Annotated in this window: 25 protein-coding genes; 13 read left to right on the top strand and 12 right to left on the bottom strand. The window is 62.5% G+C overall.

All coding sequences use genetic code 11. The features are described 5' to 3' along the window. Nucleotides 1-277: 277 nt before the first annotated feature. A complete protein-coding gene (locus NKH63_RS17340) occupies nt 278-1,765 on the bottom strand; it encodes an ATP-binding protein (protein ID WP_352918213.1) in 1,488 nt (495 codons plus the stop codon). Between the two features lie 334 nt (nt 1,766-2,099). Here NKH63_RS17340 and rpmH point away from each other — a divergent pair, with 334 nt between their 5' ends. The 5 genes from rpmH to yihA all read left to right on the top strand — a co-directional run bounded on the left by rpmH (nt 2,100) and on the right by yihA (nt 5,887). After that, entirely contained in the window at nt 2,100-2,234 is a 135-nt protein-coding gene (rpmH, locus tag NKH63_RS17335; RefSeq protein ID WP_008833937.1) for a 50S ribosomal protein L34, read from the top strand. Between the two features lie 23 nt (nt 2,235-2,257). Further along, nucleotides 2,258-2,611 (top strand): ribonuclease P protein component, encoded by a 354-nt coding sequence (gene rnpA / locus NKH63_RS17330; RefSeq protein ID WP_023718216.1) that lies wholly within the window; start codon nt 2,258-2,260, stop codon nt 2,609-2,611. Between the two features lie 13 nt (nt 2,612-2,624). Further along, the gene (yidC, locus tag NKH63_RS17325; RefSeq protein WP_023718215.1) at nt 2,625-4,448 is read left to right on the top strand and encodes a membrane protein insertase YidC; all 1,824 of its coding nucleotides are present in this window, start codon (nt 2,625-2,627) and stop codon (nt 4,446-4,448) included. A 144-nt stretch (nt 4,449-4,592) separates the two neighbouring features. Next, nucleotides 4,593-5,231, top strand: a complete 639-nt coding sequence (locus tag NKH63_RS17320) for a CatB-related O-acetyltransferase (RefSeq protein ID WP_352591267.1) — start codon at nt 4,593-4,595, stop codon at nt 5,229-5,231. Beyond that, a complete protein-coding gene (gene yihA / locus NKH63_RS17315; RefSeq protein WP_352472343.1) occupies nt 5,228-5,887 on the top strand; it encodes a ribosome biogenesis GTP-binding protein YihA/YsxC in 660 nt (219 codons plus the stop codon). The genes NKH63_RS17320 and yihA overlap by 4 nt, the downstream gene beginning before the upstream one ends. A gap of 21 nt (nt 5,888-5,908) precedes the next feature. Here the strand turns inward: yihA and NKH63_RS17310 are convergent, their stop codons facing one another. Beyond that, on the bottom strand, nt 5,909-6,658 hold the full coding sequence (locus NKH63_RS17310; protein ID WP_352640278.1) for a TetR/AcrR family transcriptional regulator: 750 nt from the start codon (nt 6,656-6,658) through the stop codon (nt 5,909-5,911). A gap of 143 nt (nt 6,659-6,801) precedes the next feature. On the opposite strand from NKH63_RS17310, the gene NKH63_RS17305 reads away from it, so the two are divergent. Further along, on the top strand, nt 6,802-7,980 hold the full coding sequence (locus NKH63_RS17305; RefSeq protein WP_352539957.1) for an HlyD family secretion protein: 1,179 nt from the start codon (nt 6,802-6,804) through the stop codon (nt 7,978-7,980). A 67-nt stretch (nt 7,981-8,047) separates the two neighbouring features. Further along, the gene (locus NKH63_RS17300) at nt 8,048-9,601 is read left to right on the top strand and encodes a DHA2 family efflux MFS transporter permease subunit (RefSeq protein WP_352588947.1); all 1,554 of its coding nucleotides are present in this window, start codon (nt 8,048-8,050) and stop codon (nt 9,599-9,601) included. A 212-nt stretch (nt 9,602-9,813) separates the two neighbouring features. Here NKH63_RS17300 and msrB read toward each other — a convergent pair whose 3' ends face one another. From msrB to NKH63_RS17280, 4 genes are all read right to left on the bottom strand, one after another. Continuing rightward, complete coding sequence (gene msrB / locus NKH63_RS17295; RefSeq protein ID WP_352918211.1) at nt 9,814-10,314, bottom strand: peptide-methionine (R)-S-oxide reductase MsrB; 501 nt, start codon at nt 10,312-10,314, stop codon at nt 9,814-9,816. Between the two features lie 171 nt (nt 10,315-10,485). After that, nucleotides 10,486-11,043 carry a fasciclin domain-containing protein gene (locus NKH63_RS17290; RefSeq protein WP_352918209.1) on the bottom strand — a complete coding sequence of 186 codons (558 nt, stop codon included), beginning with the start codon at nt 11,041-11,043 and terminating at the stop codon, nt 10,486-10,488. 202 nt (nt 11,044-11,245) lie between these two features. After that, on the bottom strand, nt 11,246-11,950 hold the full coding sequence (locus NKH63_RS17285; RefSeq protein WP_352918246.1) for an anti-sigma factor: 705 nt from the start codon (nt 11,948-11,950) through the stop codon (nt 11,246-11,248). Then, nucleotides 11,947-12,486: a sigma-70 family RNA polymerase sigma factor gene (locus NKH63_RS17280; protein ID WP_352918207.1), complete on the bottom strand. Its 540-nt coding sequence runs from the start codon at nt 12,484-12,486 to the stop codon at nt 11,947-11,949. Before NKH63_RS17280 ends, NKH63_RS17285 begins: the two co-directional genes overlap by 4 nt. A gap of 127 nt (nt 12,487-12,613) precedes the next feature. On the opposite strand from NKH63_RS17280, the gene NKH63_RS17275 reads away from it, so the two are divergent. Continuing rightward, on the top strand, nt 12,614-14,110 hold the full coding sequence (locus NKH63_RS17275) for an amidase (RefSeq protein ID WP_023718206.1): 1,497 nt from the start codon (nt 12,614-12,616) through the stop codon (nt 14,108-14,110). A 96-nt stretch (nt 14,111-14,206) separates the two neighbouring features. Continuing rightward, complete coding sequence (gene argB, locus NKH63_RS17270) at nt 14,207-15,100, top strand: acetylglutamate kinase (protein ID WP_023677482.1); 894 nt, start codon at nt 14,207-14,209, stop codon at nt 15,098-15,100. A 132-nt stretch (nt 15,101-15,232) separates the two neighbouring features. Here argB and NKH63_RS17265 read toward each other — a convergent pair whose 3' ends face one another. The 3 genes from NKH63_RS17265 to NKH63_RS17255 form a co-directional block, all read right to left on the bottom strand. Further along, complete coding sequence (locus NKH63_RS17265) at nt 15,233-15,631, bottom strand: RidA family protein (protein ID WP_352495032.1); 399 nt, start codon at nt 15,629-15,631, stop codon at nt 15,233-15,235. Nucleotides 15,632-15,852: 221 nt separating this feature from the next. Beyond that, a complete protein-coding gene (bchE, locus tag NKH63_RS17260; protein ID WP_352495033.1) occupies nt 15,853-17,400 on the bottom strand; it encodes a magnesium-protoporphyrin IX monomethyl ester anaerobic oxidative cyclase in 1,548 nt (515 codons plus the stop codon). 102 nt (nt 17,401-17,502) lie between these two features. Then, nucleotides 17,503-17,979, bottom strand: a complete 477-nt coding sequence (locus NKH63_RS17255; protein WP_023718203.1) for an Lrp/AsnC family transcriptional regulator — start codon at nt 17,977-17,979, stop codon at nt 17,503-17,505. Between the two features lie 140 nt (nt 17,980-18,119). Here NKH63_RS17255 and phhA point away from each other — a divergent pair, with 140 nt between their 5' ends. Then, nucleotides 18,120-18,953, top strand: coding sequence for a phenylalanine 4-monooxygenase (gene phhA / locus NKH63_RS17250; protein WP_352918205.1), 834 nt, complete (start codon nt 18,120-18,122; stop codon nt 18,951-18,953). On the opposite strand, the gene NKH63_RS17245 is transcribed toward phhA, so the two are convergent. Beyond that, complete coding sequence (locus NKH63_RS17245; RefSeq protein ID WP_352918203.1) at nt 18,948-19,448, bottom strand: MarR family winged helix-turn-helix transcriptional regulator; 501 nt, start codon at nt 19,446-19,448, stop codon at nt 18,948-18,950. The two genes, phhA and NKH63_RS17245, sit on opposite strands and share 6 nt — an antisense overlap. 93 nt (nt 19,449-19,541) lie before the next feature. Here NKH63_RS17245 and NKH63_RS17240 point away from each other — a divergent pair, with 93 nt between their 5' ends. Further along, nucleotides 19,542-19,709, top strand: a complete 168-nt coding sequence (locus tag NKH63_RS17240; RefSeq protein ID WP_352640282.1) for a hypothetical protein — start codon at nt 19,542-19,544, stop codon at nt 19,707-19,709. Nucleotides 19,710-19,779: 70 nt separating this feature from the next. Here NKH63_RS17240 and NKH63_RS17235 read toward each other — a convergent pair whose 3' ends face one another. Further along, nucleotides 19,780-20,541 carry a GGDEF domain-containing protein gene (locus NKH63_RS17235; RefSeq protein ID WP_023718199.1) on the bottom strand — a complete coding sequence of 254 codons (762 nt, stop codon included), beginning with the start codon at nt 20,539-20,541 and terminating at the stop codon, nt 19,780-19,782. A gap of 161 nt (nt 20,542-20,702) precedes the next feature. Here NKH63_RS17235 and NKH63_RS17230 point away from each other — a divergent pair, with 161 nt between their 5' ends. Then, nucleotides 20,703-21,410, top strand: a complete 708-nt coding sequence (locus tag NKH63_RS17230) for a pyrimidine 5'-nucleotidase (protein ID WP_023677476.1) — start codon at nt 20,703-20,705, stop codon at nt 21,408-21,410. A 34-nt stretch (nt 21,411-21,444) separates the two neighbouring features. On the opposite strand, the gene NKH63_RS17225 is transcribed toward NKH63_RS17230, so the two are convergent. Beyond that, nucleotides 21,445-22,284 (bottom strand): LOG family protein, encoded by an 840-nt coding sequence (locus NKH63_RS17225; protein WP_023718198.1) that lies wholly within the window; start codon nt 22,282-22,284, stop codon nt 21,445-21,447. A gap of 145 nt (nt 22,285-22,429) precedes the next feature. Between NKH63_RS17225 and dapD the strand changes: the two genes are divergently transcribed. Continuing rightward, nucleotides 22,430-23,284 (top strand): 2,3,4,5-tetrahydropyridine-2,6-dicarboxylate N-succinyltransferase, encoded by an 855-nt coding sequence (gene dapD / locus NKH63_RS17220; RefSeq protein WP_352918201.1) that lies wholly within the window; start codon nt 22,430-22,432, stop codon nt 23,282-23,284. The last annotated feature ends 11 nt before the right edge of the window (nt 23,285-23,295 follow it).

Here is a 23,295-nt window from a genome sequence, read left to right as displayed (position 1 = left end):
GCCGCGAATGTGAGCTGTTCCCTAGCGACTGAATTTGCGAAAAGCAAGCCGATCCTGGCCAAAAGTTTTGCCGTCACGTTTTGCCGTCATGCGCCGGCCGGCGAAGGTAAGATCGCGTCACGCGGCGGCCGAGCCGATAGGTCGTCGTCTTGGATCGGTCATTTGCCAATCGGAACGGTCCGTAACGAAACAAGCCGTTGCACGGCGGCCGAGCCGATGACTCTTAGTCCCGGACCAACCATTTGCGAATTGAAACGGTCCGTAACGAAACGGTTCGTTACGCCGGGCGGCGCAGGCCGTTGCGGGCTTGGTCGAGCCGGACCGGCTGGTCGGGAATGGTGACGGCGAATGTGGTGCGGCCGCCGATGCTTTCGACCAGCTCCACCGTGCCGCCATGGGCGCGGATCAATTCATGGGCGATCGCCAGGCCAAGGCCGGTGCCGCCGCTGCGGGCCGAGCCGCGAAACGCCGCGAACAGGTTTTCGCGCGCCTTCGGCGGCAGGCCGGGGCCGGTGTCGGTGACGACGATGCGGCTGACGCTGCCGATGCGCTCGGCCGATATGGTCAGGCGGCGCACTACGGCGCTCTCGGTGTCCGCCGCCATCGCCTGCACGGCGTTGCGGCTAAGATTGGTGAGCACGCGGAACAGCTGATCGGAATCGGCGTCGACCTCGAGCACCGGATCGACGGCGTTGACGAATTCGATGCCGCATTCGATGTCGAGCAGGCCCTGGACGTCCTCGACCAACTGGCGCAGCCGCAGCCTGCGACGCGACGGCGGCGGCTCCTGGGTGCGGCCATAGGACAGCACGCCTTCCGAATAGGACACGGCGCGATCGAGCGCGCGCAGCAGTTTTGGCGCGAAGGCCTGAACAGTCGGGTCCTTTACCTGGCGCAGGCGGTCCGACATCAGCTGCGCCGAGGCAAGGATGTTGCGCATGTCGTGGTTGATCTTCGACACGGCCAGGCCGAGATCGGCCAGGTGCTTCTGCTCGGTCAGCATCTTTTGCAGCCGCTCCTGCATCTGCGACAGCTCGCGTTCGGCGACGCCGATCTCGTCGGCCCGGGCGGCGGGGTGAATGATGCGACCGGGATCGTCGGGCGCCTCGGAAAAGGACAGCATCGAGCGCGTCATCGCCCTGATCGGGCCGATCATGATCAGGTCTATCGCGGCGTAGACCAGCATGGCGGTGAACAGCGAAATCAGCAGCGAGACGAAGGCGACGTTGCGCGAATAGATCAGCATGGCATTGCGCAGGCGGTGGTCGGGCATGATCAGCTCGAACTCCTTGTCGCTGTCGCCGACCGGTCCGAAAACGCGCAGCATCCTCTTGCCGCCGAAAAACAGCGTGTCCAGCGCGCCGGTCATGCCCTTGATCATGCCGACATTGGCGATATCGATATGCTCGTCCACCTGCGGCGGCATTTCGGCCACGACCAGCAGCCGCGAGACGCCGCCGTCGCGCACGGCGATCGCCTTGGCGCCGATCGCCATCAGCACGTCGTTCTGGGCGGCACGCGACAGCGAGGCAGGTTCGCCCTGCACCAGGACGATGGAAACAGCAGCGGCAGTACTCAGCCTCTCCTTCAGCCAACTCAGCCGGTAACTGGCGATCCAGGGCACGAAGATGAGGATTTCAGCCAAGAGCACGAAGACGATGGTGAGCAGCAGCAACTTGGTCGACAGGCCGCGCGCCAAGGGCACCCTGCGGGTGGCGGCCTTCGCCTCGGCGATGCTTTCGTCGGTTGCTGGGACTTCACTCATGCTCGTCGTCACGGCTGCCTGTCATCACGGCTGCTTGTCTTAAGGACTGCTTGTCTTCACGATCGCTTGATCGGGTGAGATTAGGCGATTGCGGCTTTTTTGCCAAATTCATCCTTGGTCGAAGCCGAACAAAGGGCCGCAAGACTTCCCTGCCGGTCCGACAACGCCGGCCCGACGCGCTGGATTGACTTCCAAAACCCTTCTTTCTATAAGCCCGCTCACGCTCGGGCCATTCGTCCCGGCGCGGTTTCGATCGCGCCAAAACCGGCCCGGCAAAGCTCCTGTTACAAAGTGACAGAATCAAGAAGGGCCGCACCCCGCGGTATTTAAACAAATGAAGCGTACTTACCAGCCGTCCAAACTCGTCCGCAAACGCAGGCACGGCTTCCGTGCCCGCATGGCCACCAAGGGTGGCCGCGGCGTCGTCGCAGCCCGCCGCAACCGCGGCCGCAAGCGTCTCAGCGCCTGAGCACCAAGCGAGAGACAAGATCGTTGCCCGCAACCGGCAAGCCAACGGGTCCCCATCCCAAGCGGCTTCTGAAGCGCGCGGAATTCCTGGCTGTCCGCCGCGGCGAAAAGCGCCGCGGACGGCTTTTCCTCGTCGAGGTTCTGGGCCGCGGCGACTGCGAAGCGCCGCGCGTCGGCTATACCGTCACCAGGAAGGTCGGCAACGCCGTCGTTCGCAACCGCATCCGGCGGCGGCTGAGAGAGGCCGTGCGCACGCATGCCGCGGATGACATGGCGCCGGGCAATGATTATGTCATCGTCGGGCGCGAAGACGTGCTTACCACTCCGTTTGGCCAGTTGAAGGCCGAACTCTCCCGCAGATTGCGTGGAACACGATAGGCCAAGGGCTTCGATGGAAAACAACCGCAACTTCTTCATCACCATCGCACTGTCGGTGCTGATCCTGGCGCTTTGGCAATATTTCTATGTGATGCCGCGCAGCGAGATGCAGCGCGAAGCCGCCCGCATCGAAGAGCAGCGCGTGGCGGAGCAGAAGAAGGCCGCCGAAGGCACCAGTCCGGGCGCCAGCGAAACACCGGTACAGCCCGGCGCCATTCCGAGCGCGCCTGGCGGCGACGCGGTGACGCCGGCCGGCCGCGACCAGGCGATTGCCTCGACCAGCCGCGTCAAGATCGACACGCCGAGCCTCGAAGGTTCGATCAACCTCACCGGTGCGCGCCTCGATGACCTCCGGCTCAAGCATTACAGGGAGACGGTCGACAAGACCTCGCCCGAGATCGCGTTGCTCAACCCGGCGTCCCTGCCGAACGGCTATTTCGCCGAGATCGGCTTTTCTGGCGCGCCGGATGTGGGCACGCTGCCCGGCCCCGACACGGTCTGGCAGACCGACGGCAAGGCGACGCTCACACCGGCGACGCCGGTCACGCTGACCTTTACCAACGACAAGGGCCTGACCTTCAAGCGCACCTTCTCCGTCGACAGCCAATATATGTTCACCGTATCCGACACGGTTCAGAACGGCGGCTCGGCGCCGGCGACGTTGTCGAACTATGGCCGCGTTACGCGTTTCGACAAGCCGGCCATCGCCAGCACCTATGTGCTGCACGAGGGCCTGATCGGCGTTACCGGAAGCGAGGGCCTGCAGGAATACAAATACTCCAGCGTCGAATCGGACAAGGAATACAAGCCAGGCAAGTCGACCGACGGCTGGCTGGGCATCACCGATAAGTATTGGGCGGTGACCCTGGTGCCGCCTAGCGGCCGCGAATTTCAGCCCAAATTCTCTTATTTCGAGTTCAAAAGCGGGCCCCATCCGCACAGCTACCAGTCCGATTTCCTGTCCGATCCCGTCACGGTCGCTCCCGGGCAATCGACGACCGTGGAGTCCGAGATATTCGCCGGCGCCAAGGAAGTTTCGACGATCAACGCTTATGAAAAGGACCGTCATATTCGCCAGTTCGACCTGCTGATCGACTGGGGCTGGTTCTATTTCATCACCAAGCCGATGTTCTGGCTGATCGACACGCTTTACAAATTCTTCGGCAATTTCGGCCTGGCGATCCTCGCCACCACCGTCATCGTCAAAGCGCTGTTCTTCCCGCTCGCCAACAAGTCCTATGCGTCGATGGCGAACATGAAGAAGGTGCAGCCCAAGATGCTCGAGATCCGCGAGAAATACGCGGACGACAAGATGAAGCAGCAGCAGGCGATGATGGAGCTGTACAAGACCGAGAAAATCAATCCGCTCGCCGGTTGCTGGCCGGTGGCGTTGCAGATCCCGGTGTTCTTCTCGCTCTACAAGGTGCTCTACATCACCATCGAGATGCGGCACGCGCCGTTCTTCGGCTGGATCCAGGATCTGGCGGCGCCGGATCCGACATCGATCTTCAACCTGTTCGGGCTGATCCCGATCACCTTGCCGCACATGCTGATGATCGGCGTCTGGCCTCTGATCATGGGCGTGACGATGTTCCTGCAGATGCGCATGAACCCGACGCCGCCGGACCCGACGCAGGCGGCAATCTTCACCTGGATGCCTGTGATCTTCACCTTCATGATGGCGGGTTTTCCGGCCGGCCTCGTCATCTACTGGGCCTGGAACAACACGTTGTCGATCCTGCAGCAGGGCGTGATCATGAAGCGGCAGGGCGCCAAGATCGAATTGTGGGACAATCTGGTCGCGCTGTTCCGCAAGAAACCGTCGCCGGCGGAATAGCCGGCGCTCCGATAATGCGAAACCAGAAAGCCCCGGTTCGTCCGGGGCTTTTTGCACAAGCTGCCGGCCTGGATTAAGCGATTGGTACTGCGGGACGGATCGCGCTATTTTGACCTGCCTGGCAGGTGCTCGACGGAGCTCGATATGACCGGACCCAATCCATCGATCAAGCATCCGATCCCGTTGCACACACGCGTCGGCTTTCTGAAACCGCTGGTGACGGCGCCTAATATCGAGATCGGCGACTTCACCTATTATGACGACCCTGACGGACCTGACAAATTCGCCGAAAAATGCGTGCTGCATCATTATCCGTTCATCGGCGACAGGCTGGTCATCGGCAAGTTCTGCGCCCTCGCCGAGGGCGCGCGTTTCATCATGAACGGCGCCAATCACGCCATGTCCGGCTTTTCGACCTATCCGTTCAATATCTTTGGCCACGGCTGGGAAGAAGGCTTCGACCCGGCGACATGGTCGAAGGAGGTGCGTGGCGACACAATCGTCGGCAACGACGTCTGGATCGGCATGGAAGCGGTGATGCTGCCGGGCGTCAAGATCGGCGACGGCGCCATTGTGGCGGCAAAGTCGGTGGTGACGCACGATGTGCCGGCCTATGCGATCGTCGCCGGCAATCCGGCCAAGGTGGTGAAGATGCGCTTCGATGACAGGACCATCCGGCGGCTGCTGGCGCTGGCGTGGTGGCACTGGCCGGTGGAAAAGATCAGCCGCAATCTCGATGCCATTCGTGGCAGCAACATTTTTCTTCTGGAGGCAGCGGTTTGAACGCGTTGAACAAGACCACGATCGGCATCGAATTGTTCACGCGAGCCTGGATCTTCATCCGCGGCGTGCCGGCGATGAAATTCCTGCCGCCGGAGGGTCCACCCGAGATCGCCTTTGCCGGCCGCTCCAATGTCGGCAAATCGTCGCTGATCAACGCGCTGGTCAACCAGAAGGGGCTGGCGCGCACCTCCAACACGCCGGGCCGGACGCAAGAGCTCAACTATTTCGTGCCGGGCGGATTTTCGGGAGAAGGCGCCGATCTGCCGCCGATGGCACTGGTCGATATGCCGGGCTATGGCTACGCCACGGCGCCGAAGGAAAAGGTCGACGAGTGGACGAAGCTCGTGTTCGACTACCTGAAGGGCCGGGTGACGCTGAAGCGCGTCTACGTGCTGATCGACGCCCGCCATGGCATCAAGGCCAAGGACGACGAGGTGCTGTCGCTGCTCGACAAGGCGGCGGTGTCGTATCAGATCGTGCTGACCAAGACCGACAAGATCAAGGCGGCGGGGGTACCGCGACTGGTCGAGGAAACGCTCCAGAAGATCAAGAAACGACCGGCGGCCTTCCCCTTCGTGCTCGCCACGTCGTCGGAAAAGAGCGAGGGTCTCGAGGAACTGCGTGCGGCGATCGTGCTCGCCGCCAATGGCGGATAGGCCACCGACCCTGGCAGCCTGTCAGGCGGGGCTGGAGGCCCGTTCCTGCTCTGCAAGCTGTTCGGTGCCGTAGGCCTTCAGGAACACATCGACGCCCGACCTGACGATGTGTTCGATCTCGGCCACACTTGGCGCCTTGGTGCGATAGGCGAAAATGCACTGGCGGAAAAGACCGGCCAGACACAGCTCGGTGAACTGATAGGCGGCAAGCTCGACGTCGTCGATCTTCAGCAGGCCGCGTTCGATAGCCATGTTGAGGAAAACGACGACCCTGTCATGGCCACGCTTCGGGCCGCGTTCGTAGAACCGGGCACCAAGCTCCGGGATGCGTTCCGACGCGCCGATCACCGTCCGCTGCGCCAGGATGACCCTCGCCGAAGTGATCTTCATGGACAGCACGATGCCGAACTTCACCAACGTCTGGCGAAGGTCGCCGATCTGGTCGAGCACCTCATACATGTTCTTGAAAATCGTGCCGCGCTCTTCCTCGATCAGCGCTTCGAAGAGCTCTTCCTTGTTGGCGAAGTAGACATAGATGGTGCCCTTGGACACGCCGGCCTCGCGCGTAATGTCGTTCATCGACGCGGCTTCGAAGCCCTTTTCGATGAAGACACGGCGCGCACCGTCGATGATCTGGCTGCGCTTGACCGGGTCTTGACCCGCGGCCGGGCGGCCGCGCGGCAGACTGTCCAGCAGATCGCACTGGTCCTTGCCAGCGCTGGGCAATGAGCCTGAACCAGGCAAAGGAGCGGCCTTGGGGACTTCGGCCATAATGTCACACCTCGTAAAATAATTCGAACCATCCGGTTCGATTGCTCTTGATATGGTCCTCTTTAAGCGCTAAGTCAACGTCGAGATCGAACCGAACGGTTCAGTCTGACAAAATTCAGCGCCAGTTAATTTAGAGAGATATCATGTCCTCGAACGCGCCCACCAGTGCCGAAGTCCGCCCCTTCCCCAGTGCCAAGGTCCAGCCTGCGATCGAAGCGCCGGAAACCCCTCTCAAGCCCGCCGACGTCACCCCGCTGGCTCCCGCCAAGAAGAAGCGGTCGATGCGCTCGATGTTGCTGCCCATCATCGGCCTGGCCCTGCTGGGCGCCGGCGCCTGGTATGGCTATGATTACTGGACCGACGGGCGCTTCATGATCACGACCGACGATGCCTATGTCCAGGCCGACACCGCGTTCATCTCGCCAAAAATCTCGGGTTATGTCGATCAGGTCAAAGTGACCGAGAACCAGCAGGTGAAGGCCGGCGACCCGCTGCTGATCGTCGATGACGGTGACTACAAGATAGCCGTTGCCCAGGCCGAGGCGCAGATCGCCACGTTGAGCAAGACGCTCGACCGCATCGATGCCCAGACCGAGGCGGCGCGCGCCTCGCTCAAGCAGGCGCAGGCGCAGAAGACCGCCGACCAGGCCGCGGCCGATAATGCCAAGCGAGCTCAGGTTCGTGCCGCCCAGTTGCTCAAGACCCGCGTCGGTACCCAGGCCCAGTTGGACGATGCCCAGACGGCGGTCGAGCAAGCCAATGCCGCACTAGCCGGCGCCGACGCGCAGATCGCGGCGGCTCAGGCGAATATCGGCGTGCTCCAGGCGCAGCGGGCGGAATCGGCAAGTACGCTGGGCTCGCTGCAGCTTGCCCACGACAAGGCGGTGCGGGATCTGTCCTTCACCGTGCTGCGCGCACCCTATGACGGCGTGGTCGGCAACCGCTCGGTCGAGCAGGGCGACCTGATCAGCCCCGGACAGAAGCTCGCCGTCATCGTGCCAATGGACAAGCTCTACATCGTCGCCAACTTCAAGGAGACCCAGCTTGCCCGGCTGGTGCCTGGTGAAAAGGTCAGAGTGTCGGTCGACGCGATCGACGGTCAGGACATCGAGGGTACCGTGTCGTCGCTGGCCCCGGCTTCGGGAGCAGTGTTCTCGCTGCTGCCGCCGGAAAACGCCACAGGCAATTTCACCAAGGTGGTGCAGCGCGTTCCGGTTCGCATCGACGTGCCCGCGGATGTGCTGAAGACGGGCAAGCTGCGCGCCGGCCTGAGCGTCGTCGTCGCCGTCGACAGCCGCACGGCGCCTTCGGCATCGAAGTAAAGCGGAACCGGGAGCAAAGGTCATGGCGACCGCAACCCTAACTGCAGGATCGGCGCCGACGCCAGCCATGCCGGCGCCGGTTGACCACATCTCGACACGCCGCGTCATCGCCTTCCTGGCAATGGTGTTCGGCATGTTCATGGCGATCCTGGACATCCAGATCGTCTCGGCCTCGCTGGCCGAGATCCAGGCGGGCCTGAGCGCCAGTTCGGACGAGATTCCGTGGGTGCAGACGGCGTATCTGATTGCCGAGGTGGTGATGATCCCGCTGTCGGGCTTCCTCAGCCGGATGCTGTCGACGCGGGTGCTGTTCACAATCTCGGCGGCAGGTTTCACCGCGGCCAGCGCGCTGGCGGCGACCGCAACCAATATCGACCAGATGATCGTCTACCGCGCCGTGCAGGGCTTCATCGGCGGCGGCATGATCCCGAGCGTCTTTGCAGCCGCCTTCACCATCTTCCCGCCGTCGCGTCGCGCCATCGTCTCGCCGATGATCGGCCTGGTGGCGACGCTGGCGCCAACCATCGGCCCGACCGTCGGCGGCTATATCAGCCATGCCATGTCCTGGCACTGGCTGTTCCTGGTCAACGTCGTGCCCGGCATTCTGGTGACGACGGCCGCCTGGTCGCTGATCGACTTCGACAAACCCAATCTCAAGCTGTTCAGCAAGTTCGACTGGTGGGGGCTTGCCGGCATGGCGGCCTTCCTGGGCTGCATGGAATATGTGCTGGAGGAAGGTCCCAACAACGACTGGCTGCAGGATCAGGCGGTGTTCATCTGCGCCGTCATCATGACCTTCGGCGCGGTGCTGTTCTTCTGGCGCGTGTTCACCGCCGAGGAGCCGATTGTCGATCTGAGGGCTTTCAGCAATATCAATTTTGCCTTCGGCTCGCTGTTCTCCTTCGTCGTCGGCATCGGCCTCTACGGTCTGACCTATCTTTATCCGGTGTTCCTGGGGCGGATCCGCGGCTACGATTCGATGATGATCGGCGAGGCGCTGTTCGTCAGCGGCCTGGCCATGTTCTTCACTGCGCCGATCTCCGGCATCCTGTCGAACAAGATGGACCCGCGCATCATGATGATGATCGGCTTCTTCGGCTTCGCCACGGGGACCTGGTGGATGACGCATCTCACCGCCGACTGGGATTTCTATGAACTGCTGATCCCGCAGATCCTGCGCGGCTGCTCGATGATGCTTTGCATGGTGCCGATCAACAACATTGCGCTCGGAACCTTGCCGCCGGAGCGGCTGAAGAATGCGTCTGGCCTGTTCAACCTGACCCGCAATCTCGGCGGCGCCGTCGGCCTGGCAGTCATCAACACCGTGCTGATCGACCGCAATGCCTTCCATTACGCCAGGCTCTCCGAGCACGTGCAATGGGGAAGTGCCGCTGCGCAGCAGAAGCTGCAGAACATGACGCTCAACTTCGAGCAGACCGCCGGGCTCGACGCCTCCAAGGCGGCCATCTCCAAACTGTCAGGCATGGTCCAGCAGCAGGCGTCGCTGCTGTCGTTCATGGACGTATTCTTCATGCTGACGGTTTTGTTCGCGACGCTTGGGCTCTTCACCCTGGTGATCCGCAAGCCAGCCGCTCAGGGCGGCGGTGGCGGAGGCCATTGAGGCGCGCTGGATCCCCCGCCTGGCGCCCTCGCGCATGATCCCGAAAAGCGATTTCGGGGTCATGCGCAAAATCAACCATTACGAAGTCTTGGAGCGGCGGACACTCCACCGCTCCAACTTTTTGTTTGAGCATCGGATTTTCCCAAAACCGCTTCGCACTTTTGGGTCCGATGCTCTAGCGCTCTCCGACAAAGTCAGGGGCGCAGCCATCCTCAGGCCGTCGCCGGCTTGAAGGTCAAGGCGACACCGTTGATGCAATGCCGCAACCCGGTCGGCGGCGGACCGTCGTCGAAGACGTGGCCGAGATGGCCACCGCAGCGGCGACAATGGACCTCGGTGCGGGTCATGCCCAACGACCTGTCCACGGTCTTGCCGATCGCGTTGGGGATTTCCTGCCAGAAGCTCGGCCAGCCGGTGCCGGAATCGAACTTGGTCTCTGACGAATAGACCAGCAGGTCGCAGCCGGCGCAAGCGAAGATGCCTTTGCGGTGCTCGTTGAGCAGCGGACTGGTGCCCGGGTATTCCGTGCCCTCCTTGCGCAGCACATTGAAGGCCGCGTCGGACAGGATGGCGCGCCACTCGGCCTCGGTCTTGGTAACCTCGAAAGTCTCGGCCGCGCGTGCATCCTGGGCTCCGCCCATGCGCAGCGCGGTGGCGCCTGCGACAACGCCAATGGCTGCCGCACCACTCAAAAGAAGCTCGCGACGGTTCATGCCCATTCCTCCTGTTACTGCTTGTGCCAAATTCGACCGCCAGACGGAAATCAAAAGCCGGTGACGATCGCTGTCCTCAAAGCGGGACTCCGCGCCTATCCACTTGCGTGAACGGCGCGGAGTGTGCGCAGGGAGGCCCTTAGCGATATCTTCGCCGGCAGCGTGCGTTTGTTACATCTTCGGCAGGAGAACCTTGTCGACGACGTGGATGACGCCGTTGGACTGCTCGACATCGGCGATCGTCACATTAGCGACATTGCCGTTCTCGTCGGTCACGGTGACCTTGCCGCCGTCGGTCTTGAGCGACAGTTCGCAACCACCGACCGTCTTGACCTTGTGGGTGCCACCGTCATCCTTGACCATCTTGGCGACGTCGGCGGCCATCGCCTTGGCGCCGATGACATGGCAAGTCAGGATCTTGACGAGCTTGTCCTTGTTTTCAGGCTTGAGCAGCGTCTCCACCGTGCCGGCTGGAAGTGCCGCAAAGGCCTCGTTGGTCGGCGCGAACACGGTGAAGGGGCCAGCGCTTTGCAGCCTATCGACCAGTCCGCCTGCCTTGACGGCAGCGACCAGCGTCGTGTGGTCCTTCGAGTTGACAGCATTTTCGACGATGTTTTTCTGGGCATACATGGCGGCGCCGCCGACCATCGGATTTTGGGCATAGGCAGTGGTGGCGATCGCAGAAATCGCAACCTTGCCGGCAAGCAAAAGGGTGGCGAATTTAGGCATGATTTCAATCTCCTTGGGTTATCGTTCCCCTCGTTCGGGAACGCAAGAAGATACGCAACAGAAATGCCGGAGTTTCGTCCTCACGTAAGAAATATTGTGTCGCTTCAATTTTCCATGTGCTAATCGGTCACCGCCGACAAGCTTTGCATGATTTTGGTTCGTGAGAGATAGATTTCAGGTCTTCTTCCGAAGCAAGAATCGGTCAGATGCTCTTCAGATCGCCCGCTGCGACCACCGGTCCAGTCGGCTGGCCGGTCGGCGAACCGCCGGCAGGCTCGACGCTGACCGCAAGCACGGCGCCTTGCGCCAATTTCTCCCGGACGGCGGGCGGGATGGCCAGATGCGCGGTCGCACCGGCCGGGATGACGCCCATCGACACCGGCGCGTTCTTGCCTTCGATCATCCACAGCTCGAAGTCCTTGCCGGCGGTCCGCTCGCCGGAGACGTGGGAAAGGCCGACATCGTGACGGACGGCGTCGTAGACGACGAGATATTTGACATCGCTGCCTTCGGCTGCCAACGAGGCGACAAGCCGGGTTTGCGGCTCGACGACCGGTGGATTGACGTAAGGCAAGGCAATATAGATTGCCAGCGCCGCAATGGCGGCGGCGGCAAGACCGCGCCAGAAGCCAAGGCTCGACCAGAGGCCGGCGCGCGGCTCTGCAGCGAACAGCCGGCGGTCCAATGCTTCCTTGACCCTGATCGGAGGCTCTGTCTCCGGATAGGTGGCGGCCATCGGCGAAAGATGCGCCTCCCAGGCATCCACAAGGCGCGCGAAGGCGGCGTCCGCATCGATGCGGCGCGACGCGATCTCGCGTTCATCGGCGGCCAGAACGCCAAGAACGTATTCGGCGGCGAACAGGTCGTCGCCCCCACGTTCCGGTCCATTGTCGTCAGCCAGCGTCATCTTTCCAGGCATTCTCTCAGTTTCAACAGGCTGCGCCGCAGCCAGGTCCGCATCGTGTTCAGCGGTACGCCATAGCGCTCCGCCAGCTCCGCATAGCTTTTGCCATCCAGATAGGCGCCCCGGACGGCCGCCGCCCGGTCCTTCTCCAATTCCTCGAGACAATGGTAGATGCGTCCGGACTCACCGCCCGCCACGGCCATGGCCTCCGGCCCCGGCGCCGGATCGGCCACGTCGAGCGCGGCATCGATATAGGCGGCAGGCTCTCGCCGCGCCCTGATCCGATCGATCGCATGATTGCGCGCAATGGCCACCAGCCAGGAGATCGGGCTCAGATCCGAAACGGCGAAACGGTCCGCCTTCGTCCATATCTTGACGAAGACCTCTTGAAGCGCCTCTTCTGCATCTCCCCGATCCTTCAATACACGAAGGCAGACGCCGAAAAGTTTCGCGCTGGTCTGCCGGTAGAGCAGATCGAACGCGGCCCGGTCCTTCGTCGAGGTCCGGACAATCAGGTTGCTGATGTCCTGCGGCGTCATCGGCCGCCAAATTAGGCGATTGCAATGTATTTGCAACGACTGAAATGGTCTGGCCGCACCGGCAGCGCCAGCGTCGATTGCCAAGGAAATCGCCGCCCGCTAGCTTGCCATGAGCGGGAGGGCGACCATGTCGATCGAGCGGGTTCTGTGGGAGCATGACGCAACCGGCCAGGCCGCACTCGTGCACAAGGGAGAGATCACACCGCAAGATCTCGTCGATGCGGCGATCGCCCGGGCCGAGGCCACCCAGCCGGAGATCAACGCCATCGCCGAACCGCTTTTTGAGGCGGCGCGGGCGCGAGCGAAAACCGTCGACCACAAGCTGCCGCTTGCCGGAGTGCCCTTTGCGCTGAAGGACCTCGGCATTGCCATGAAGGGCGTGCCGACGCATGGCGGCAGCCGCATCCCAGCCTACACCCCCGATTTTAACTCGGTCATGACGGAACGCTATCTGGCCGCCGGCCTGGTCCCGATCGCCACCAGTACCGCACCCGAACACGGGCTGAGGCTGGTGACCGAGTCGGTGGCTTACGGCGTCACCCGCAATCCATGGGACACCGCTCACACGACCGGCGGTTCCTCGGGCGGCGCGGCTGCGCTGGTCGCGGCCGGCGTCGTGCCGGTGGCGCACGCCTCGGATGGCGGCGGCTCGATCAGGGTGCCTGCGGCCTGTACCGGGCTGGTCGGGTTGAAAACCTCGCGCGGCCGCGTGCCCTTGACGCCGCTCGTCACTGAAAGCTGGTACGGCTTTGTCGTCGACCATGCGTTGGCCCGCTCGGTGCGCGATACGGCCCTGCTGCTCGACCTGACCCACGGGCCCGAACCGCTGTCGCCCTACGCGGCACCCTCGCCGAACGGCAGTTTCACTGCGGCCGCCGGGCGCGATCCGGGCAAGCTCAAGCTCGCCTTCTACCGAAAATCGCCGCTCGGCCTGCCGATTTCGGAAGAAACCTTGAAAGCTCTGGATGCGGCGATTGGGCTGGCGCGCGAAGGCGGGCACAGCGTCGAGGAGATCGACCTGCCCTATATCGACCGCGATTTCATCGCCGATTTCGCCAGAACCGTCGCCGCGGCGGTGGCCGGCACGATGCGTGGCGAGGCCTTGCGCGTCGGCCGCTCCATCTCAGGCGATATCGAACGCGCCACGCGCGTGATGAGCCGGTTCGGTGAAATCCTCTCGGCCGGCGAAATCTATGCCGGCCTGCAGCGGCTGCACGCAACCTCGCGCCGCCTTATCACCGAAACCGCGCACTATGATGCAGTGCTGATGCCTGTCATCGCGCACCCGCCGCTCGCCTGCGGCACCATGGACCCGAAAGGCGCCGACGAATTCATCGAGAATGTCCTGGACAGACTGCGCCTCGCCGGCCTGCTGAAGTTCAAGCCGCTATTCGGCCAGCTGATGGACAAGAGCCTTTGGTTCACCCACTGGCCGGCGATCCAGAACGTCAGCGGGCAACCGTCGATCACGCTTCCGGTTTACGTGACCGATGCCGGCCTGCCGCTAGGCGTCCAGGCCGCCGGCCGCCCCGGTGACGAGGAGACGCTTTTGTCGTTCGCCGCGCAGATGGAAAAGATCTCGGGATGGCTGGGCCGGCGGGCGCCGCTGCAGGTGCCGGCATAGGCGGTGATTTGATCGATCGTGACAGCAAAGCCGTTTGCCCCCTCGTCCAATTCCCGCTAAGACGCCGCCGTTCATGCCAAGCTGGGAACCACGCCGATGACGGATGTCGCCGCCACCGCCGAAATGCAGGCCGCGCTGCTTTCAAGGGCGCTGCCCTATATGCAGCGCTACGAGAACAAGACGGTCGTGGTGAAATATGGCGGCCACGCGATGGGCGACATCGCGCTCGGCAAAGCCTTCGCCCGCGACATCGCACTGCTCAAGCAATCCGGCGTCAACCCGATCGTCGTGCATGGCGGTGGGCCGCAGATCGGCGCCATGCTCAGCAAGATGGGCATCGAATCCAAATTCGAGGGCGGCTTGCGTGTCACCGACCAGAAGACCGTCGAGATTGTCGAGATGGTGCTGGCCGGGTCGATCAACAAGGAAATCGTCGCGCTGATCAATGCCGAGGGCGAGTGGGCGATCGGCCTGTGCGGCAAGGACGGCAACATGGTGTTTGCCGAAAAGGCGCGCAAGACCATGATCGATCCTGATTCCAACATCGAGCGGGTGCTCGACCTGGGCTTCGTCGGTGAACCGGTCGAGGTCGACCGCACATTGCTCGACCTCCTGGCGCGGTCCGAAATGATCCCGGTGCTGGCGCCGGTGGCGCCCGGCCGCGACGGCCATACCTACAACATCAACGCCGACACTTTTGCCGGCGCCATCGCCGGCGCCTGCCAGGCGACGCGCCTGCTGTTTCTCACCGACGTGCCCGGCGTGCTCGACAAGGATAAGAAGCTGATCGACGAGTTGACCGTGGCCGAGGCCAAGGCCCTGATCAAGGACGGAACGGTCTCGGGCGGCATGATCCCCAAGGTTGAAACCTGCATCGAGGCAATCGAGCGCGGCGTCGCTGGCGTCGTCATCCTCAACGGCAAGACGCCGCATGCGGTGCTGCTCGAGCTGTTCACCGAACACGGCGCCGGCACGCTGATCGTGCCGTGAGTGGCCTCAGTCTGTTCAACGCCGCGACAGACCGGAAGACCATCCGATCACCATCGCAGCGCTTGTCAAGACAGGCGGGCGGGCGAACGGTCGACTAGGTAGTCTCCGCCTTCGTCGCTCGCCGCCAATCGATCATCCGGGCTGAGGAAGGCGCGCGATGACCTTTATCTCAAAATCGAAGCCCGCCAGCCAATTCACCCCCACCGCGGTCCAGTTCGGGTAGGGCGGTTCACCGATCGCCCTAAGTCGAACGGCGTCAATCGCCTCCCACTGTTTGGCCGGGTCGGTGTGGAACGTGGTCACGTCAACAATGTCGTCAAACGTGCAACCGGCGGCCTTCAGCACCGCCGCGAGATTGTCGAAGGCAAGCTGGACCTGCTTTTCGAAGGCTGGCTCCGGCGATCCGTCCTCGCGGCTGCCGACTTGGCCCGAGACGAACAGAAAGCCGCCTGAGCGGATCGCCGCCGAATAGCGATTGACTTCGTAGAGGGCCTGCCGACCGGCAGGGAAGATCGCATCGCGTTTGGTCATTGTTTCACTCCAATCAGACAAGGCAGGCCGGTCCCGACCATCGCGATGTGGCTTCTCCGAGAAGGTGAGAGCCGCCCGCAAGACTTCGGGGTTTTGGATCGCTGCGTTCCATTTTCCGGGGCGGTCGCTGATATCCGTCCCGTATCCCGAAGTGGGTACATACATTCCGTATGTCAATATACATACGTTGCGTATGCTTGTTAAAAGATTGCACGAGCCGGTCAGGCGCGCGACGAAATCGTGGTCGCAGGCGGTGTCAGCCTGCGCGCCGGGTGCGCGACCACCATCGATTCCTCTTCCTCGTCCTGCGGCGCGCCCCAGAATTCGGCGAGCGTCGGGCCATTCTTCAGGCGGCGGTCGCGAACCAGAAAGCCCCAGACTTCGCGGAACCAGACGCGGCGGCCCATTTTGGTGTACCAGCGCATCGAATGCCGTTGCTCCGGATCCTTGTGGAACAGGATGCGCGCCAAGGCCTTGGGCCGCGACTGCACGGCCAGTTCGATCAGCTTGACGGCGAAGAACAACATCCACGGCTTGAGGCGGGTCATCTGCAGCACCTGGTGCTTGTAGTCCCACAGGCGGGCGTCCAGCTGGATCACCTTGCGATCCCTGGCAATCCTGAAGAACGGCGTCCAGCGGTGCGGCGTCACATAGAGCGCCTGGATCTGGTCGGGGTCATAAGCGATCAGCTGGCGGAAGCCGCGCCAGAGGTCGCGGAAACTTTCGTCCTCGAAACCGGCCACCCAGGTCGCCATCGACAAGATGCCGTTGAGGCGCAGCAGCCGTATCGCCTCGCGGTCGGATGAGGTGCTGCCGCCCTTGCGGATCAACTGGAGCGTCTGCTCGTCGGTATTTTCCATGCCAAGCAGCCAGCGGATGACGCCGGCCTTGCGATAGAGATGCAGGCTGCCGGCGTCGCGGACGATGTCGTCGGCGCGGGTGGAGCCGACGATCAGCACCGGCACATTCTCGGCGATCATCGCATCGAGAAAGGCGCGCCAGGCTTTTTTGGACGAGGTCGGGTTCTCGTCGGCAAGGTTGATCAGCTCGACGCGGTGCTCGCGGTATAGCCAGGCAATCTCCCGCGCGAACTTCACGGGGTCGCGGTGCCGCCAGCGCGTCCAGAACCCCCGCTGGCCGCAATAGTTGCACAGATGCGGACAGCCTCGCGAGAACTGCATGACCACCGCACGCTTGCCTCCCCAATAGCTATAGCGAGTGATATCGATCAGTTCCCAGCCGATGCGGTAGTCGTCGAGATTGGCGATCGTCCTTGCCGGGTTGGTGGCAAAAGGCCGGCGCAAATCGTCGCGAAAGGCGATGCCCGCCACATCCGACAGCGGCTTGCGTTTTTCAAGCGCTTCGACCAGCGCGACGATGGTCGCCTCCCCCTCGCCACGAACGATGAAGTCGAAGGCCTCCGTTTCGGCCAGTATGTCGCGCCAGTGATAGGTCGGAAACACGCCGCCATAAATCAGGATTGTCGCCGGATCGATGTGTTTGACCATGCCGGCGATCAGTAGGGCTGTCGGATGCGCAGAGGTCGAGCCGGAATGGCCGATCAGAATACAGTCGGGATGATCGCTCAAGGCGTCCCGGACCAGCGTGGCAAGCGGCATCGGCCCGAATTCGGCGTCCACAAGTCGCACTTGATGTCCCGCGTCGATCAGCGGACCGCCCAGTGCCAGCAAACCGAGCGGCGGCAGATGGTCGTCCGGCACACGGCTGCCGATGGCCGTATGTGGCGGGTTGATCAGGACGATTTTCATGGCGGACCTTATGCAATGGCGGTCCGCATGTCGTAGTCGGCGATCTAGCGCTGGAGATTGGCTCGCTTCAGCAGTTTGTGTGCAGCTTTTCCGCAGAAATGCCTACCGTCTGAGATGTGCAAGCGGGACATGGCCCGGCCCCTTGATGTTCTGCAGCACAAGCTGGGTGTGGACGTCGCGCACGCCTTCGAGCCGCATCAGCCGGTGCATGACGAAGGCATTGAGCTCATCGACCGACGGCACCATCACATGCAACAGGAAATCATGATCGCCGGTCATGGTCCAGCATGAGGACACCTCGTCCATCCGCTGGACGGCGGCGATGAAGCTTTCGGGCGAGCCGTCGCTGTGGCTGGTCAGGCGCACCTGGATGAACACCTCGACCATCAGCCCAACGGCGCGACGGCTGAGCACCGCGGCGAAGCCCTTGATGATGCCCGCCTGCTGAAGCGCCTCGAAGCGCCGCGCGCAAGGTGTCGTCGACAGGCCGATCTCCTGCGCCAGTTCGGATACCGGCTTGCGCCCGTCGCGCTGCAGGCTGTCGAGCATCTTGATCTCGAATTCGTCAAACTGAGGCATTTTCACTCTCCCAAAGCTCGATCGTGGAGTCTTTTACCTCCGACCCCGCATTTGAGCCACCATCAAAGCTGATTTGCCTCACGCCATCCGGCTAGAATTTCCGACGATCCGCTGATCATGATTTCCAGGGAGAGCAAGCCATGACGATGAACGTTGCCGACTACGCCCGCGAATGCGCGGCGCGAGGCCTTCGCGGCGATTATTCGGTCTGCCGTGCCGATTTCACCGTGGCGCAGGGCTACAATTATAGCGACGAAGAACAGGCGGTGTGGCGCACGCTATGCGACCGCCAGACGAAGCTGACCAGGAAGCTCGCCCACCATTCCTATCTCGATGGCGTTGCGGCGCTCGGCCTTCTCGACAAGATCCCGGATTTCGGTGAGGTCAGCGAGAAGCTGCGCAAGCTCACCGGCTGGGAGATCGTCGCGGTGCCGGGGCTCATTCCGGCCCAGCCGTTCTTCGACCACCTCGCCAACCGCCGCTTCCCGGTCACCAACTGGCTGCGAACCCAAAAGGAGCTCGACTACATTGTCGAGCCCGACATGTTCCACGATTTCTTCGGTCACGTGCCGATCCTGACGCAGCCGATCTTTGCGGACTTCATGCAGATGTATGGCAAGAGGGCCGACAGCGTGATTGCGCTCGGCGGCGACGAGATGATCACCAGGCTTTACTGGTACACCGTCGAATACGGGCTGATACGCGAGCCGGGCCAGCCGCTGAAGGCGTTCGGCGCCGGGCTGATGTCATCCTTCACCGAGCTTCAGTTCGCGGTCGAAGGCGGCGACGCGCACGATGTCGCCTTCGACCTGGAAACCGTAATGCGCACCGGCTACGAGATCGACAAGTTCCAGCGTGCCTATTTTGTGCTGCCGTCTTTCGACGTGCTGCGTGATGCTTTCGAGACCGCCGATCTTGCGGCGATCGTGGCGCGCCGCAAAGGCGAGCCGGCGCTCGACCCGGCGAGCCTATAGGCTGTCGGCTGTTTCCAGGGCCTCGGCTTTCAGCCGGGCAAGCTGTTCGCGCTGAAGGTCGAGCGATGCGGTGACGAAGCGAAGGATCGTGGCCAGTTCGGTGTCGCTAAATGTGGCGATTACCCATTCTCCCTCCTGCGCGATCGCACCATAATAGCGCGCCGATAGTTCTCGCGTGAGTTCCGTCGCCTCTATGACCACCTTGCGCCTGTCCTCGAGGCTGCGCGTTCGTGTCAGCAGGCCGCGCGCCTCCAGCCGGTCGATCAGCGCGGTGACTGCGGCCGGCGTCAACCCTGTTGCGGCCGCGACCTCGCCAGCCGATTGCGGGCCGCCATAGAGCAGCGCCAGGCAATGGCGTTCCGCCGTACTCAGCTCAAGCCTATCGCCTACTGCCTCGTCATAAGCCTGCGTCGCGTCCTGCCAGCCCATAATGGCGAGGCTGATGGCCGTCTTCATGTCGGCCCGATTCATGCTTGACGAATTTACTTCGATCATCTAACTATCAATTTGCCTAACATTACGGCTATTATAGTAATATGCTGCGTCGGGCGCAAGGCACGGCCTGTCGCAGCACGCAAGGAGTGGACAATGAACCAGAACCAGACGCGCGGCCCACTCACACCGGCCGAAGAATTCAAATACGCCAAGCTGGCGATGGAATGGTATAGCTGGGGTTCTCCCATTGGCCTTGGTATTGCACTGGTCGCGCTGGCGGCCGCTGCCCTGCTGTTCCGCATCGCCATCTTCGGATTTTGACAGCACTGGCCGCGGCGCGGTTGAATTCTGATAGGGTAGAATTTTTCCAGCACAAGGCTTAGGGTTGAGCTCACGCCGCTTCGGAAATGTCACGATCGATGATCGACAGGTTGCGGCCGCGATGCTTGGCCTCGTAGAGCCGCTGGTCGGCGGCGCGCATCAGCTCCGACACTGCGGCGTCCTCGCCGCAGGTGGTCCCGCCGATACTGACCGTCAGCGGAACGGTTCGTTCGTCGACGGGCCGGAAACGGATACGCTCTACTTCACGGCGGATGCGCTCGGCGACGCGCCTGGCTTCGTGTTCGGTGGCGCCGATCAGAAAGGCGCAGAATTCCTCACCGCCGATGCGGCCAAGGACATCGCCGCTGCGCACGCCACGCTCTATCGCACTTGCGATCAGGAGCAGCGCCTCGTCGCCGATCAGATGGCCGTAGCTGTCGTTGATGGTCTTGAAATGGTCGGCATCGACGATCAGCAATGCCCCGCGATCGGATTTACGCCGAGAGCCGTCGAGGGCGGCAAAGAAACTTTCGCGGTTGAGCATGCCGGTCATGTCGTCGCGGCTCGCCTTTTCCGCCAAGCGCCTGTGGGCGGCCGCGAGCTGGGCATGGGCGCGGGCGAGTTCGCGATGCGCGGTCTTCAACCTTTCGCCCTGCCAGACCGTATAGGCGCCGGCGCCCCAGGCAAGAGCCAGCGGGCATACGGTAGACGTCAACCAGATGGTGCGATTGATCGGAAAACCCATTGCCGGCACGACGATCAGCGTCAGCAAAAGTGAGACGGCGACGGAGGCGAAAGCGATGGCGGCAGACTTTAGAAATATGCGATTCATCGCTTGCTCCCACTGGTCCGTCTTGGTGCCAGCAAGCGCTGAATGTCACCTTTCGGCGATGCTTAAGATTTTAATCACGGCACCATTTTCACCACCCAGGGCGCGCATAGGTTGTGGATAAACCTCCTGTTAGAAAGATCGTTTCGTGCCATAAGGACGGTATGACCACGCTTCCCGACCCCGCCCGCTTTGCCCATGTCACCGACTGGGTGTTCGATCTCGACAACACGCTCTATCCGCACCATTCCAATCTGTTCTCGCAGATCGATGTGAAGATGACCGCCTATGTCGGAGAATTGCTGACGCTGCCGCGCGAGGAAGCACGCAAGCTGCAGAAGGAGCTCTACCGGGAATACGGCACGACACTGAACGGGTTGATGACGCGCCACGGCATCGACCCCGACGACTTTCTCGAGAAGGTCCACGACATCGATTATTCCTGGCTGGTGCCAGATCCCGTCCTCGGCACCGCCATACGCCAGCTTCCCGGCCGCAAATTCATCTTCACCAATGGCGATCGCCGGCATGCCGAACGCACCGCGCGGCAGCTGGGCATTCTCGAGCATTTCGACGACATTTTCGATATCGTCGCAGCCGGGCTGAACCCCAAGCCGGCGCGACAATCCTACGAGAAATTTGCCGAACTCCACGCCGTCACCGGGCAAAATGCGGTGATGTTCGAAGACCTCGCCCGCAACCTGTCGGTGCCGAAATCGCTGGGCATGACCACGGTGCTGGTGGTGCCGCGCAATTTCGAGCCGACCTTCTCGGAAATCTGGGAACGCGACCCGGCCAACGAGGACGACGTGGACTTCGTCACCGACGATCTCGCCGGCTTTCTCACGGCGATCGTCGAAGTCCCCGCTTGAGGCAGTCGGCGCGCTTCAAATTCTTGCTTGCATATCAGAGCTTATAGAAGCGGCTGACGATCCCCCAGGCCTCGTCGGCGGTGTCGACGAAATCGATGATGTCCTGGTCGCCGGGGGTGATCGTACCTTGCTCGGCGAGGAAATCGAGGTCGATCGCCCGTGCCCAGAAAGCCTTGCCGAACAGGATGACCGGCACCCGTTCCATGCGGCCGGTCTGGATCAGGGTCAGCGTCTCGAAGAACTCGTCCATCGTACCGAAGCCGCCGGGAAACACCGCAACGGCCTTGGCACGCATGACGAAATGCATCTTGCGGACCGCGAAATAGTGGAAGTTGAAGCAGAGTTCCGGCGTCACGTAGGCGTTTGGCGCCTGCTCGTGCGGCAGCACGATGTTGAGACCGATCGACGGCGCGCCTACATCGTCGGCGCCGCGATTGCCGGCCTCCATGACGCCAGGCCCGCCGCCGGTCACCACGACGAATTCGCGATAGTACGAAGTGGCCGACTGCTGCGAGCAGAGGCGGGCGAATTTGCGCGCCTCCTCATAGTATTTGCTGTTTTGCTCGAGATTCTTCTTCTGCGTCTCGTTCTTGGCCGCCCAGGCTTCACCGCCGGGCTCGGGGATGCGCGCGCCGCCGAACAGGATGACGGTCGATTGGATGCCGCGCTCGGCCAGGATCATCTCCGGTTTCAGCAGTTCGAGCTGCAGCCTGACCGCGCGCAACTCGCGCCGCGTCATGAAATCGGGGTCGTTCCAGGCCAGCCGATATGTCTCCGCGCGCGTTTGCGGCGTGTCCGGCACGCTTTTCGACCGCTCCAGATCCTCGTCCGAATGCGGTAGCGGCGTCCACCCCGCCTTTTCCATGGGAGTCATATTTGCTTTACCCGTCCAATCATTCACTTGCGCCGTCCCGTGACGCTGCCGCGATTGACCCTCCCCAAGCCTTCACATAGGGTCCGCGTGACTTTCAAACAGGTTAAGGCGCCGGCCCTTAACAGCTTGGTAATGGAGCGAATTCATGTCGAAGCCCGATCTCGCGAGTCTCGAGAAGATCATCGAGAACGCCTTCGAGGAACGCGACACCATTTCGACCGCAACCCGCGGCGAGACGCGCGAGGCCATCCAATCGGCGCTCGACCTGCTCGACCGGGGCGTCGCCCGCGTCGCCGAGCGGCAGGCCGACGGCAAATGGCACGTCAACCAGTGGCTGAAGAAAGCGGTGCTGCTGTCCTTCCGGCTCAACCCGATGGAGATCATCAAGGGTGGTCCCGGTCAGGCGGTATGGTGGGACAAGGTGCCTTCGAAGTTCGACGGCTGGAGCGCCGTCGATTTCGAGAAGGCCGGCTTCCGCGCCGTGCCGTCGTCGATCGTGCGCCGCTCTGCCTATGTCGCGCCGGGCGCCGTGCTGATGCCGTCCTTCGTCAATGTCGGCGCCTATGTCGATAGCGGCACCATGGTCGACACCTGGGCGTCGGTCGGCTCCTGTGCCCAGATCGGCAAGAATGTGCATCTGTCGGGCGGCGTCGGTATCGGCGGCGTGCTGGAGCCGATGCAGGCCGGCCCAACCATCATCGAGGACAATTGCTTCATCGGCGCCCGTTCCGAAGTGGTCGAGGGCTGCATTGTTCGCGAGGGCTCAGTGCTCGGCATGGGTGTCTTCATCGGCCAATCGACCAAGATCGTCGACCGCGCCACCGGCGAGATCTTCTACGGCGAAGTGCCGGCCAATTCCGTCGTCGTCGCCGGCTCACTGCCGGGCAAGCCTTTTCCAAACAACGAGCCCGGCCCCAACCTCTACTGCGCCGTCATCGTCAAGCGGGTCGACGCAAGAACCCGTTCCAAGACCTCGATCAACGAATTGCTGCGCGATTGATCTCCCGAGAA

The sequence above is a fragment of the Mesorhizobium sp. M0960 genome, from assembly GCF_040319055.1.
Lineage (GTDB): Bacteria > Pseudomonadota > Alphaproteobacteria > Rhizobiales > Rhizobiaceae > Mesorhizobium.
The sequence above is the reverse complement of the archived record's forward strand: the minus strand, read 5'-3'. Positions and strand labels throughout refer to the sequence as shown.